Here is a 13,360-nt window from a genome sequence, read left to right on the forward strand (position 1 = left end):
GTGATCCGGGTGACCGAACGCTACGACGTGGTGGTGGTCGGCGGTGGCCACAACGGACTGGTCGCCGCCGCTTACCTGGCCCGTGCAGGCAAGTCCGTGCTCGTGCTCGAACGGCTCGGCCGGGTCGGCGGCGCGGCCGTCAGCGCCACCCCGTTCCCGGGGGTCGGGGCACGGCTGTCCCGGTACTCGTACCTGGTGAGCCTCTTGCCCAGCGCGATCGTCCGCGATCTCGGGCTGCGGATCGCGTTGCGGTCGCGTGCCGTGTCGTCGTACACGCCGGTCGAGCGGGACGGACGCCCGGCCGGGCTGTTGGTGGAGCGCGAACCGGGGGAGGCGACTGCCGCCTCGTTCCGGGAACTCACCGGTTCGGACGACGAGTTCGCCCGGTGGATGTCGTGGTACTCGTCGCTGTCTGCGATGGCCCAGGTGGTCGCGCCCACGATGCTGGAGCCGGTGCCCTCGCGTGCCGAGTTCCGGTCGCGCGTGGTCGAGGCGGCCGGGGAACGCTTGTGGGAGCAGGTGTTCGAGCAGCCGATCGGCGTCGCCATCGAGGAGACGTTCGCCGACGACGTGGTCCGCGGCGTGGTCGCGACCGACGCGTTGATCGGCACGCACACGTCGCTGCGTTCGCCGTCGCTGCTCGCCAACCGCTGCTTCCTGTATCACCTGATCGGTGACGGCACCGGCGAGTGGCGGGTGCCCGTGGGCGGCATGGGCGCCGTGACCGGGGAACTCGCGAGGGTCGCGTGTGAGGCGGGTGCGGTGCTGCGGACGTCGGCCGAGGTGTCCCGCGTGGACGCCGACGGCGCGGTGGCCGAGGTGACCTATGTGTCCGGCGACACCGAGCGCACGGTGGCCGCCTCGTACGTGCTGTCCGGCGTGGCACCCGCCGTGTTCGACCGCCTGCGGGGCCGTGCCACGACCGCGCCGGCCGGAGCCCAGTTGAAGATCAACATGTTGTTGTCCCGGCTGCCCCGGTTGCGCAGCGGGGTCGACCCGAGGCAGGCGTTCGCGGGCACGCTCCACCTCGACGAGTCCTATGCGGAGCTGGAGAACGCCTACGAGGCAAGCGTTTCCGGTGCCGTGCCGGACCCGCTGCCCGGCGAGATGTACTGTCACACGCTGACCGACGACTCCATTGTGGATGGTCAGCTCCACACGCTGACCCTGTTCGGCCTGCACACGCCGGCGGACCTGTTCACATCGGACAACACCGGCAGACGAGCCGACCTGTGCGCGCGGTACCTGGCAGGCCTGAACCGCCACCTGGCCGAACCGGTCGAGGACTGCGTCGCGGCCGACGAGGACGGCAGGCCGTGCGTCGAGGCGCGGACCCCGCTCGACATCGAGGACGAGTTGGCCATGCCAGGCGGCCACATCTTCCACGGCGACCTGGCATGGCCGTTCAGCGACCACGGCGGTGGCTGGGGTGTCGAGACCGACGTGCCCAACCTCCTGCTGTGCGGCAGTGGCGCACGCCGCGGCGGCGGCGTCAGCGGCCTCGGCGGCCACAACGCCGCGCAGGCGGTGCTTGCTAGTTCAGCTCGGCCTTGACCTGCGCGAGCGTGGGGTTCGTCAGTGCCTTGCCGTTGGGGAAGTGGAGCGTCGGCACGGTCTGGTTACCGCCGTTGACGCTCATCACGAACTCGGCCGCGCCCGGCGTCCGCTCGATGTCGACCTCGGCGTAGTCGATGCCGTCGCGATCCATCTGCGACTTCAGGCGCCGGCAGTAGCCGCACCAGGTGGTCGAGTACATCGTCAGCTTCGCGGGGGCCTCGGTCATCACCACTCCTGTCGGGAAGGAACCGTCTCGGTCATCTCAACGCGGGACGGTCCCGAAACATGCCCGGTTCAGGGATGGCACCCGCCTGCCGCCGGTAGCGGCGCGGTCGGGTCGAAGAACGCGTCCGGGCGACCGTCGTCGGCCGGGGCGGTCACGGAGGGTTCAGCGGCGACCGGAGCGAGGAACCCTTTCCGGTAGGCGTCGCACCCGATCGAGTAGCCGAAGCCGGACGCGTCGCCGAACCACAGACCGCGGCTGCCCGGCGTCCACCGCTCGCCGCTGCGCAGGACGTAGTCCACGTCCGACCGCACCACGACGATCACGTCCATCGCGTCCGCGGGCTTCGTCGGCCGGTCGGGCCGGAACGCGTACGCGAACACGTAGTTGGTGTGCACGACCAGCTCACCCGGCCCGCCCGCGCGCACCGACATCGACCCGGACACCTTCGGATCGACCGGCAGCAGCTCGGTCCCGGACGCGACCATGCTGACGAGCGACTGGACCTGCGGCTCGTGCCCGTCGCCGAACAGCGGCTGGAGCTGGCGCCGCGCGTCCGGCGCCAGCAGGCCCAGGTAGCCCGTGGGGTCGTGCCCGACCACCAGCCGGGTGTCGATCCTGCTCGCGACCAGCGCCTCCCGCACCAGCCCGGTCGCCTCCGCGACCTGCGCGGCGCTGAACTCGCGGATCGCCTTCGGCGCGGGCGCCGTGATGCCGGCCGCCCCGTCGGCCCAGTCGGCGGCGGGGGTGGACGCGAACGGCTTCGTGAGGTCGAGCTGGGCCGCGGACCGCGACGGCGTGTCGTCGGACACCGGGTCGCCGGGTACCGGCGTGAACAGGCTGCTCCTGACCAGCAGCGTCACCACCGCGGCGACCGCGAGCACGACGAGCCCGCCCGCGAGCCTGCGGCCGCGGCGACGCCGTTGTTCGACGCGCAACAGTTCCCGCACGTCCTCGCTGGCCGCGCGTTCGACGGTGTGCGCCCAGTCGGCCTCGGGGGCCGGCTGTTCCTGGGCACGCTGCCGAGCCTTCACCTGCTCCCCTACCTTGCCCCGCAACCAGGCAGAACACGAATCTTCCAGTGCTCAGCTCATCGATTCGACCGACCCGCGCGTTAACAATGTGTGGGCTGCGGAACTCGAATGCAGGCGTCCGGTCGCGGTTCGTAGACTTTTGGGCGTGACTGACACCGCATCGCAGCAGCCCACAGACCTCCCGCCGGCCTGGGAGCCGGCCACGGTAGAGGCGGAGCTGTACGAGCGGTGGGTAGACGCGGGCTACTTCTCCCCGGACCCGCACGGTGACGCTCCGGCGTTCTGCATCGTCCTGCCGCCACCGAACGTGACGGGCAGCCTGCACATGGGGCACGCGCTCGACCACACCCTGATGGACGCGCTGACCAGGCGCCGCCGCATGCAGGGGTACGCGACGCTGTGGCAGCCCGGCATGGACCACGCGGGCATCGCCACCCAGAACGTCGTCGAGCGGGAGCTGTCCCGCGAGGGCAAGACCCGGCACGACCTGGGGCGCGAGGCGTTCGTCGAGCGGGTCTGGGAGTGGAAGGCCGAGTACGGCGGCAGGATCCTCGGCCAGATGCGCCGCCTCGGCGACGGCGTCGACTGGAGCCGTGACCGGTTCACCATGGACGAGGGGCTGTCCAAGGCGGTCCAGACGATCTTCAAACGCCTCTACGAGGACGGCCTGATCTACCGGGCCGAGCGGATCATCAACTGGTGCCCGCGCTGCATGACCGCGCTGTCCGACATCGAGGTCGAGTACGCCGACGACGAGGGCGAGCTCGTCTCCATCCGCTACGGCGAGGGTGACAACTCGATCGTCGTGGCCACCACGCGGGCCGAGACGATGCTGGGTGACACCGCGGTCGCCGTCCACCCCGACGACGAGCGGTACGCCCACCTGGTCGGCACCGAGGTCGAACTGCCGCTGACCGGCCGGATGATCCCGATCGTGGCCGACGAGCACGTCGACCCCGAGTTCGGCACGGGTGCGGTCAAGGTCACCCCCGCGCACGACCCGAACGACTTCGAGATCGGCCAGCGCCACGACCTGCCCGCCATCACGATCATGGACGAGCGGGCGAACATCATCGCGCACGGCCCGTTCGAGGGGCTGGACCGGTTCGAGGCGCGGCCCGCGATCGTCGCCGCGCTGCGCGAGCAGGGCCGGATCGTCGCCGAGAAGCGGCCGTATGTCCACTCCGTCGGCCACTGCTCGCGCTGCGACACCGTGGTCGAGCCTCGGCTGTCGCTGCAGTGGTTCGTCAAGGTCGAGCCGCTCGCGCGGGAGGCGGGCAACGCGGTCCGCGACGGCCGCACCACGATCCACCCGGCCGACCTGTCCAAGCGGTACTTCGACTGGGTCGACAACATGCACGACTGGACCATCTCGCGTCAGCTGTGGTGGGGTCACCGCATTCCCGTCTGGTACGGCCCGAACGACAAGGTCGTCTGCGTCGGCCCGGACGAGGAGCCGCCGGCGGGTGACGGGTGGACGCAGGACCCCGACGTCCTCGACACGTGGTTCTCGTCCGCGCTGTGGCCGTTCTCCACGCTCGGCTGGCCGGAGAAGACCGCGCACCTGGACAAGTTCTATCCGAACAGCGTCCTCGTCACCGGCTACGACATCCTCTTCTTCTGGGTCGTGCGGATGATGATGTTCGGCCTGTACGCGATGGACGGCAAGCAGCCGTTCGACAACGTGTACCTGCACGGGCTCATCCGCGACGCGTCCGGCAAGAAGATGTCGAAGTCGCGCGGCAACGTCATCGACCCGCTCGACTGGCTCGACCGCTTCGGCGCCGACGCGGTCCGGTTCACCCTCGCCCGCGGCGCCAACCCGGGCAGCGACATGGCGCTCGCCGAGGAGTGGGCGGCCGGTTCGCGCAACTTCGGCAACAAGCTGTGGAACGCGACCAGGTTCGCGCTGATGAACGGTGCGACCGTGGCCAGCGAGGTGCCGCCGCGCGACCAGCTCACCGACGCCGACCGCTGGATTCTCGACCTGACCGACGCCGTCGTGTCCGAAGTGGACGGCCTGTTCGAGGACTACCAGTTCGCGAAGCTCTCCGACGCGCTGTACCACTTCACGTGGGACGAGCTGTGCGACTGGTACCTGGAGATCGCGAAGGTCCAGATCGGTGAGGGCGGCGCCCGCGCGGACGCGACGCGTGCCGTCCTCGGGCACGTGTTCGACGCTGTGCTGCGGCTGCTGCACCCGCTGGTCCCGTTCGTCACCGAGCGGTTGTGGACCACGCTGACCGGCGAGGAATCGCTGGTCGTCGCATCGTGGCCGAAGCCGTCCGGCGCCGAGGCGGACACCGACGCGGCCCGGCGGATCGCGGGTGTGCAGAAGCTGGTCACCGAGGTCCGGCGGTTCCGGTCCGACCAGGGTGTCAAGCCCGGTCAGCGGGTGAAGGCCAAGCTGGTCGGCGTCGAGGAGGCCGGGCTCGGCTCGCTCGCGACCGCGGTCTCGTCGCTGGCGCGGCTGGAGGCGCCGGGTGAGTCGTTCACGCCGAGCGCCTCGATCGAGGTGTCGCTGCCGGACGGCAACGTCCACGTCGAGCTGGACCTGTCCGGCACGGTCGACCTCGTGGCGGAGCGCAAGCGGCTCGAGAAGGACCTCGCCGTCGCGGAGAAGGAGCTGAAGGGCTGCGACGCGAAGCTGAACAACCCGAACTTCACCGACAAGGCACCGGCCGACGTCGTCGCGAAGATCAAGGGCCGTCGTGACGTGGCGGTCGCCGACATCGCCAGGATCACGGCGCGGCTGGAGTCGTTCGGTGGCTGACGAGTCCACACTGGACGATCTCCGGCAGGTCGAGTCGGAGCTCAACACCCGTTGGCCCGAAACGAAGATCGAGCCGACGCTGGCGCGGATCCGGCTGCTCGTGGACCTGCTCGGCGACCCGCACAAGGCGTACCCGGTCCTCCACGTGGCCGGTACCAACGGGAAGGGATCGGTCGCCCGCATGATCGATGCGCTGCTCACGCGCATCGGTCTGCGGACCGGCCGGTACACCAGTCCGCATCTGCAGCTGGTGACCGAGCGGATCGCCGTCGACAACGCACCGATCTCGCCGGAGCGGTACGTCGAGGTGTACCGCGACATCGAGCCGTACATCGCGATGATCGACCGCGGCTCCGACGTGGCGATGAGCAAGTTCGAGGTGCTCACCGGCATGGCGTTCGCCGCGTTCGCCGACGCCCCGGTCGACGCGGCGGTGGTGGAGGTCGGTCTCGGGGGCACCTGGGACGCCACCAACGTCGCCGACGCCAAGGTCGCGATCGTGACGCCCATCAGCGTCGACCACGTCGAGTTCCTCGGCTCGGAGATCACCGGCATCGCGGCCGAGAAGGCCGGGATCATCAAGCAGGGCTCGATCGCGCTGCTCGCCGAGCAGACACCCGAGGTGGCCGAGGTGCTGCTGCGGCGGGCCGTCGAGGTGGACGCGACGGTCGCCAGGGCGGGCCTGGAGTTCGGCGTGCTGCGCCGGGACGTGGCGGTCGGCGGGCAGATGCTGAAGCTGCAGGGTCTCGGCGGTGCGTACGACGACGTCTTCCTTCCGCTGCACGGGCCGCACCAGGCGAACAACGCGGCACTCGCGCTCGCGGCGGTGGAGGCGTTCTTCGGTGCCGGGGCGCAGCGGATGCTCGACCCGGAGGCCATCCGCGAGGGCTTCGCGTCGGTGGCCGTGCCCGGCAGGTTGGAGCGGGTCCGTTCCGCGCCGAGCGTGTTCGTCGACGCCGCGCACAACCCGCACGGGGCACAGGCGCTCGCGGACGCGCTCGACGCGGACTTCGGCTTCCGCAACCTCGTCGGTGTCGTCGGCGTGATGCAGGACAAGGACGTACGCGGCATCCTGTCGGCCCTGGAGCCGGCGTTCCACGAGCTGGTGGTGACGACCAACTCGTCCGAACGCGCCATGCCGGCGGAGGAGCTGGGCGACATCGCGACGGAGATCTTCGGTCCGGACCGCGTCGACGTGCGCCCCCGGCTGGACGACGCGATCGACGCCGCCCTGGCCCTGGCGGAGGCCGACGCCGAGGAACCGCTGTCCGGTGTCGGTGTCGTGGTGACCGGCTCCGTGGTCACCGCGGGCGAGGCGAGGGCGTTGCTCGGCAAGGAACCGGCATGAGCGCGAAACCGGTCGATCCGATGCGGTCGTTCGTCGGCGTGATGTCCGCGACGCTCGTCCTCGAGGTGATCGTGGTCCTGCTGGCGCTGCCGGTGGTCGCGAAGCTGGGCGAGGGCATCGGGACGTGGCAGGGCGTGCTGGTCGGCGCGCTGGCGCTGGCGTTGCTCGTGACCTGCGCGTTCCTGCGCAAGCCGTGGGGCAGGTGGGTGGCCGCCGGCCTGCAGGTCGTGATGATCGCCTGCTGGTTCGCGGTCGTCGCGCTCGGCGTTCTGGGCCTCGTGTTCGGCCTGGTGTGGGCGGTGCTGCTGTGGATGCGCCACGACGTCGCCAAACGCATGGCCGAGGGACGCCTGCCCAGCCAGCAGGCGACCCCGTCGGAGTAGCGAAATCCGCCAGCTACGCTTTTCGCGCAGTAACTTCCCCCATGAAGGAGTACCCACAGTCGTGAGCGAGCGCACCCTGGTCCTGGTCAAGCCGGACGGCGTCAGCCGTGGCCTGGTCGGTGAGGTCATCTCCCGCATCGAGCGCAAGGGCCTGAAGCTGGCCGCGCTGGAGCTGCGCAACGTCGAGCGGAGCGTCGCCGAGCAGCACTACGCCGAGCACGCCGAGAAGCCGTTCTTCGAGTCGCTGCTGGAGTTCATCACGTCCGGCCCGGTTGCCGCCATGGTCGTCGAGGGCGAGAACGCCATCGCCGCGTTCCGCCAGCTGGCGGGCGCCACCAACCCGGTGCAGGCCAACAACGGCAGCATCCGCGGCGACTTCGCCCTCGAGGTCCAGTACAACATCGTCCACGGTTCCGACTCCCCGGAGTCCGCGAAGCGCGAGATCGACCTCTGGTTCCCGGGCGTCTGAGCCCACCGGCGGGGCTCGGCCACGCCGAGCCCCGCGATTCGCCCCTTTCGCCGCTGGTGAGGCCGCTATTGTGAGCGCGCCATCCGGAGTGGGGGAGTGACAAATGCCAGATATCGGCGGGTTCGGTCGTGGGCTGCTCAAGGGCGCCCTGTCGGCGACGGAGAAAGCGGCCGAGAAGGTCAAGGACGCGGCGGAAGCCGCCTCCCGCCGCATGTCCACCGACGACGACCCGGACGCCACACAGGTCGTGAAGACGGGTGCCGCGCCCGCCGACACCGACGATCCGGAGATCACCCAGGTGATCCCCGGCTCGCCCCGCCCGTCCGCCACACCCCAGAACGCCGGCCCTCAGGCCCAAGCCCTGCGAGCACCGCAGGCCCCGCACGCCGGGCGTCCCGGACCGCACGGTGACCAGCGAGGCCCCTTCGCCGGCCCTCAGGCCCCGCTCACCGGCGCGCCTGTCCCGCACGGTGGTCCGGCACGGCCTGGCGGCCCACAGGCCACCTTCAGGGGCACGACAGCGCCGCCCGGTGCTCCCGCCGCGTTCGCGGGCAACCTCGGCGCCCCTCCTGCCCCGTCGAACCCGGGCGGTCCCCAGGTCGCGGCGCCAGGCCCAGCTCAGCCGACGCCGGTGGCCGACAAGGCCCCCGAAGGCGAGCCCAGCCTCGCCGACGAGCCCGAGGACCACGCCGACGCGTCCGAGGTGCAGGAACTCGTCGAGATGTTCCAGAAGCTCCTCGCCGCGCGCAGGCCGCCCGTCGGTCCCATCCCGGGTGACTGGTCCATCGGTGTCGGTGACCTGCTCGGCGAACACCCCAAGGTGCCCCAGCGTGTCCGCGGTCTCGTCGTCAGGCTGAACCGCTTCGGCGGCATCGCCTACTCGCCGCAGGAGATCGCCTTCGACGGGGACGACGTCGAATGGGAGAAGGTCACCGAACTGCGGACCCGCCACATCGTCGACTACCTCGTCGGTGACGCGGTTCAGCAGCAGGTCGAGAACCTGCCTGTGCCGTGGTTCCCCGGCCGCAAGCGGCTCCTCGACGCGCTCGGGCAGGCCCTGCTCACCATCACCATCGCCACCGCCAAGGACCAGCTCGAGAAGTTCGAGCTCGACCTGCGGATCCCCGCCGAGATCGCCTACAAGGCGTCGTTCGGGCGCACCAAGGAGCTCAGCGCGGGTGTGGTGTCCGCGCTGGTGCTCGCCGACCCGGCGGTCAACCAGTCGGTCCTCGCCACCGCGCGGGCCCGTGGCATCACCGTGACCACCGGCGACGACGAGATGCTGGCGAACGCGGACGAGCGTGCCGACCAGATCCGCGAGAAGGTGCAGGCGCTGGAGGCCGAGCTCGAGCGCTTCACCAAGCGATTCGGCCGCTCGGGTTAACGAGCAGGGCACGTCGAGCCCCGCGGCTTACGCTCCGAGCGTGGGAGACGCACTGGTCGTGGCGCGGGGGCTCGTCAAGCGGTTCGGCCGCCTGCCCGCGGTGGACGGGATCGACGTGATGGTGCGGCGCGGGGAGGCCTTCGGCTTCCTCGGCCCGAACGGCGCGGGCAAGTCGTCCACCATGCGCATGATCGGTTGTGTGTCCCCACGCACCGGCGGTGAGCTGCGGGTGCTGGGGATGGACCCCGACCACGACGGCCCCAGCGTCCGCGCACGGCTCGGTGTCGTGCCGCAGCAGGACAACCTCGACACCGAGCTGACGGTCCGCCAGAACCTGCACGTCTACGGCCGCTACTTCGGCCTCTCGAAGGCACACGTCCGTGCCAAGGCGACCGAGCTGCTCGCGTTCGCCCAGCTCGCCGAGCGCGCCAACGACGAGGTCGAGTCGTTGTCCGGCGGCATGAAACGGCGCCTCACCATCGCCCGCTCGCTCATCAACGACCCCGAACTGCTCCTCCTCGACGAGCCGACCACCGGCCTCGACCCGCAGGCCCGCCACCTGCTGTGGGACCGGCTGTTCCGGCTCAAGCAGAACGGCGTCACCCTCATCATCACCACCCACTACATGGACGAAGCCGAGCAGCTCTGCGATCGCCTCGTCGTGATGGACCGCGGCCGCGTCGCCGCGGAGGGCAGCCCGTCGGCGCTGATCAGCCGCTACTCCACCAAGGAGGTGGTGGAACTGCGGTTTCCACCCGGTCAGGACAACGCCTCGGTGGAACAACGGCTCAGCGGCCTCGCCGACCGCGTCGAGGCGCTGCCCGACCGCGTGCTGCTCTACGCCGCCGACGGGGAGGCCGTGCTCGGCGCGGTGCACCGACGCGGTGTGGACCCGGTCTCGAGCCTGGTGCGGCGCAGCACCCTCGAGGACGTGTTCCTGCGCCTCACCGGCCGCACGCTCGTCGACTGAGCGCCGGTGGGAAATCCGCGACGGATTTCCCCACCGGAATTTGCCGCCGGAAGAAATGGGTGACCGCGGTAATCAGAAAGGACGCACCGGCTGCGGTGTCGTGAACCTGTCAATTGCCGCCCGTCCTGACATTCCGGTCAGATCCCAGTCGACCGCGCCGAGCAGCAACGCGATCACCGCGTCCGCGAGCATGTTCGCGTCCTGCCAGCCCTGGCGTTGGTGGCGTCGCGGCTCCACCCGGTGCCGGAGCACGAAACCGTCCACCATGGCCTGCAACACCGAGGTCAGGCGCTTGAACGTCCACTCGGGACGCAGCACGAGGTCGAGGCCGTCCGCGAGTCTGCGGTAGACGCCCGCCCAGGCCTGGGCCGCCGGCCGCGAACCCGGCGCGAACGCGGCCGCGAGGTTCGGATGGCGGGGCAGCAGCGGAGCGAGGTGCAGCACGAGGTAGCTCCTCGGATGGTGCACCAGGTTCGTCAACAGGTCGTCGGTCACGTCGGCGATGTACCGCGAGAGCGGCACGTCCTGGTCGCGCCGGGGGGACGGGATCGCCGGTTGTTCCCGCAGTAGCGCGTAGACCACGGCATCTGCCAGGAAGTCGCCACGCGTGGCCCACCGGCTGAAGAACGCGCGCCGGCGCGCGGCCTCCCCGGACCACGACGGGGCCAGCCGGATGACGTCGTCGGTCCGCAGCCAGTCCAGCGCCGTGGGAAAGCTGATGTGGCCGAGACGCTGGGGCTGTGTGTCATCGACTGGGTCCGCCTGCAGGAAGGCGTCCAGCAGATCCGCTGCGACGGAAAGGAACTGGACAGCCGTCGTGTCGTGACGTGAGGGACGTGCGCGCAGGGCCACGGCGGTTTTCCTCCAAGGCAAATGAAACCACCAGAAAGTGTCGCCTGTGTGCCCGAGCGAGAGCAGCCCGCGAAAGAGTGAAGCTTCAGGTGCGGAATGTGGTTCGTCATCCGGATGGTCCTTTTGCCATCCCCCGATCGGCGGTGATGATGGGGCGAGGAGGACCAGCAATGGCGCGAGCACGTGGCCGGGTCGTCAACCCGGCACACGCGGCGTACATCGTCGTCGAGGGGATGTGGACCTGGTACCGGCGCAACTGGCGGGCGACCGTGGTGTCCAGCGTGGGCCAGCCGGTCCTGTTCCTGCTCGCCCTCGGGTACGGCCTCGGTTCGCAGGTCCGGTCGAGCCCGGCGATCGGCGGTCTCGAGTACGTGGTCTACCTGGCGCCTGCGCTGCTCGCGGCCAGTTCCGTGCAGATCGCCGCGTTCGAGTCCACCTACCCGATCCTGTCCGCGTTCAAGTGGCAGCAGACCTATCTCGGCATCGCCGCGTCGCCCATCACGCCAGGTCAGATCTTCGCCGGGCACATGGTGTGGGTGGGCTTGCGGCTGGCGTCGTCGGGCGCCGCCTATCTGGTGGTGGCGGCCGCGCTCGGCGCGGTCACGGGGTTCGGTGTGCTGGGCTCGCTGGCGGTGGCGATCCTCGCCGGGCTGTCGTTCGCCGCCCCGATCGCCGCGTACTCGGCGACGCTGCGGACCGAAGGGCAGCAGTTCAACGCACTGTTCCGCTTCGTCGTGATGCCGATGACCCTGTTCGCGGGCACGTTCTTCCCGGTCGAGCACCTGCCTGTCTGGCTGCGGCCGCTCGCGTGGGTCACGCCGTTGTGGCACGGCACGGAGCTGAGCCGGGGCGCCGCCTTCGGGGACCTCCCGCCGCTGGCCGCGGCCGGTCACGTCGCCTACCTGCTGGTGCTGCTGGCGATCGGCTGGTGGTTCGGTGTCCGCACGTTCACCAGGAGGCTGGCGGCGTGACGGCCGGGGGTGGGTTGCTGCTGCGTGTGCTCCCGACCGGCATGTACGCCGGCCGCGCACGCGCGCTCGTCGAGCGGTCGCTGCTGGTGAACCGCCGTGCCTGGCTCGCGGTCGTGTCCGGGTTCTGCGAGCCGCTGTTCTACCTGTTCGCCATGAGCGTCGGGTTCGGAGTCCTGGTCGGCGACGTGATCGGGCCCGGGGGCGAGCCGGTCAGCTACGTCGCCTTCGTCGCGCCCGCGCTGCTGGCCGCGTCCGCGATGAACGGCGCGGTGTACGACGCGACGTTCAACATCTTCTTCAAGTTCAAGTACGCCAAGCTGTACGACGCGATGCTGGCGACCCCGCTGGGACCGGTCGACGTCGCCGTCGGCGAGATCGCGTGGGCGCTGCTGCGCGGCGGCCTGTACGCGGGCGGGTTTCTGACGGTGATGCTGTCGATGGGCCTGCTCACCTCGCCCTGGGCGTTGCTCGCACTGCCCGCCGCGCTGCTGGTGGCGTTCTCGTTCGCGGCCGTGGGCATGGCCTGCACGACGTTCATGCGTTCCTGGCAGGACTTCGACTTGATCCAGCTCTTCCTGATGCCGATGTTCCTGTTCTCGACGACGTTCTTCCCGCTGGACGTCTACCCCTCGGTCGTCCAGGCCGTGGTGCGGTGCCTCCCGCTGTACCACGCGATCGAGCTGATGCGGCGGCTGTGCGGCGGTGTGGTCGAGGTGGGCATGCTCTGGCACGTCGGGTACTTCGCGGTGATGGCCGCGCTGGGTGTCGTGGTGTCGGCCCGCAGGCTGGGCGCCCTGCTGCTGCGCTGACCACGCGGCAGCAGGGCGCGTGTGCCTCAGAACAGGGGACCGGTGATCGTGATCCCGAGCCCGGGGCCGTAACCCGCGTACAGCGCGAGGATCAGCAGTGCCGCACCGGCGAGCGCGATGTCCTTCTGGAAGGAGATCATCTCCGTCTGCTTGGCCATCGCGTCGGTCTCCTTCCAGAACGGGTGCATGAGGAGCGCCGTCGGGACGAGGAAGATCACGAGCAGGAGCGCGCCGAGGTCGAGCCAGATCCCGAGCAGCACCATCAGCGCGCCGATGAGCATCAGCACACCGCTGCCGAGCACGGCGAGCTTGGCCTGCGGCACGCCGCGGGACGAGGCGTACCCGGCCATGGCATCGGCCTGGGTGAGGTGGCCGAAGGCCGACCCGAGGAACAGGAGCACGAACAGAATCCGGCCGATGAGAGCGACGACGTCCATACCGAACCTCCGTCGAAAGGGATTGTTCAAGGCTCAACTATCCGCTGGTGGGATCACGTTGGCAACACGTCCGGCCACGTCGTGTGGCTGGCCGGCCCAGTGCGAGGAGAGCCGCCGCCGTGCGTCCTCACCTGCGGGGGTTACGCTTGG

Annotated in this window: 13 protein-coding genes; 9 read left to right on the forward strand and 4 right to left on the reverse strand. The window is 70.2% G+C overall.

Features of this window, described 5'->3' with window-relative positions:
* Positions 1-9 precede the first annotated feature (9 nt).
* Positions 10-1,554: a phytoene desaturase family protein gene (locus ACIBVP_RS11050; protein ID WP_396105897.1), complete on the forward strand. Its 1,545-nt coding sequence runs from the start codon at positions 10-12 to the stop codon at positions 1,552-1,554.
* Here ACIBVP_RS11050 and ACIBVP_RS11055 read toward each other — a convergent pair.
* A complete protein-coding gene (locus ACIBVP_RS11055; RefSeq protein WP_396105898.1) occupies positions 1,535-1,783 on the reverse strand; it encodes a mycoredoxin in 249 nt (82 codons plus the stop codon). The genes ACIBVP_RS11050 and ACIBVP_RS11055 overlap by 20 nt on opposite strands.
* A 68-nt stretch (positions 1,784-1,851) precedes the next feature.
* Positions 1,852-2,814, reverse strand: coding sequence for a hypothetical protein (locus tag ACIBVP_RS11060; RefSeq protein WP_396105899.1), 963 nt, complete (start codon positions 2,812-2,814; stop codon positions 1,852-1,854).
* A gap of 145 nt (positions 2,815-2,959) precedes the next feature.
* Between ACIBVP_RS11060 and ACIBVP_RS11065 the strand changes: the two genes are divergently transcribed.
* The 6 genes from ACIBVP_RS11065 (at position 2,960) to ACIBVP_RS11090 (ending at position 10,141) form a co-directional block, all read left to right on the forward strand.
* A complete protein-coding gene (locus ACIBVP_RS11065) occupies positions 2,960-5,587 on the forward strand; it encodes a valine--tRNA ligase (RefSeq protein WP_396105900.1) in 2,628 nt (875 codons plus the stop codon).
* Positions 5,580-6,935 carry a bifunctional folylpolyglutamate synthase/dihydrofolate synthase gene (locus ACIBVP_RS11070; protein WP_396105901.1) on the forward strand — a complete coding sequence of 452 codons (1,356 nt, stop codon included), beginning with the start codon at positions 5,580-5,582 and terminating at the stop codon, positions 6,933-6,935. Before ACIBVP_RS11065 ends, ACIBVP_RS11070 begins: the two co-directional genes overlap by 8 nt.
* Positions 6,932-7,318, forward strand: a complete 387-nt coding sequence (locus ACIBVP_RS11075; protein ID WP_396105902.1) for a DUF4233 domain-containing protein — start codon at positions 6,932-6,934, stop codon at positions 7,316-7,318. Before ACIBVP_RS11070 ends, ACIBVP_RS11075 begins: the two co-directional genes overlap by 4 nt.
* A 61-nt stretch (positions 7,319-7,379) precedes the next feature.
* Entirely contained in the window at positions 7,380-7,787 is a 408-nt protein-coding gene (gene ndk / locus ACIBVP_RS11080; protein ID WP_396105903.1) for a nucleoside-diphosphate kinase, read from the forward strand.
* 103 nt (positions 7,788-7,890) lie between these two features.
* The gene (locus ACIBVP_RS11085) at positions 7,891-9,171 is read left to right on the forward strand and encodes a hypothetical protein (RefSeq protein WP_396105904.1); all 1,281 of its coding nucleotides are present in this window, start codon (positions 7,891-7,893) and stop codon (positions 9,169-9,171) included.
* Between the two features lie 40 nt (positions 9,172-9,211).
* Complete coding sequence (locus ACIBVP_RS11090) at positions 9,212-10,141, forward strand: ABC transporter ATP-binding protein (RefSeq protein ID WP_396105905.1); 930 nt, start codon at positions 9,212-9,214, stop codon at positions 10,139-10,141.
* 72 nt (positions 10,142-10,213) lie between these two features.
* Here ACIBVP_RS11090 and ACIBVP_RS11095 read toward each other — a convergent pair whose 3' ends face one another.
* Positions 10,214-11,176, reverse strand: coding sequence for a hypothetical protein (locus ACIBVP_RS11095; protein WP_396105906.1), 963 nt, complete (start codon positions 11,174-11,176; stop codon positions 10,214-10,216).
* Here ACIBVP_RS11095 and ACIBVP_RS11100 point away from each other — a divergent pair.
* Together ACIBVP_RS11100 and ACIBVP_RS11105 are read left to right on the forward strand one after the other, a co-directional pair.
* Positions 11,164-11,964: an ABC transporter permease gene (locus ACIBVP_RS11100; RefSeq protein WP_396105908.1), complete on the forward strand. Its 801-nt coding sequence runs from the start codon at positions 11,164-11,166 to the stop codon at positions 11,962-11,964. The genes ACIBVP_RS11095 and ACIBVP_RS11100 overlap by 13 nt on opposite strands.
* A gap of 41 nt (positions 11,965-12,005) precedes the next feature.
* Positions 12,006-12,773 carry an ABC transporter permease gene (locus ACIBVP_RS11105; protein ID WP_396106406.1) on the forward strand — a complete coding sequence of 256 codons (768 nt, stop codon included), beginning with the start codon at positions 12,006-12,008 and terminating at the stop codon, positions 12,771-12,773.
* Between the two features lie 26 nt (positions 12,774-12,799).
* Here the strand turns inward: ACIBVP_RS11105 and ACIBVP_RS11110 are convergent, their stop codons facing one another.
* Positions 12,800-13,210, reverse strand: a complete 411-nt coding sequence (locus ACIBVP_RS11110) for a DoxX family protein (protein WP_396105909.1) — start codon at positions 13,208-13,210, stop codon at positions 12,800-12,802.
* Between the last annotated feature and the right edge of the window lie 150 nt (positions 13,211-13,360).

The organism is Actinophytocola sp. NPDC049390 (assembly GCF_044466355.1).
In the GTDB taxonomy this organism is placed as follows: Bacteria; Actinomycetota; Actinomycetes; order Mycobacteriales; family Pseudonocardiaceae; genus Actinophytocola.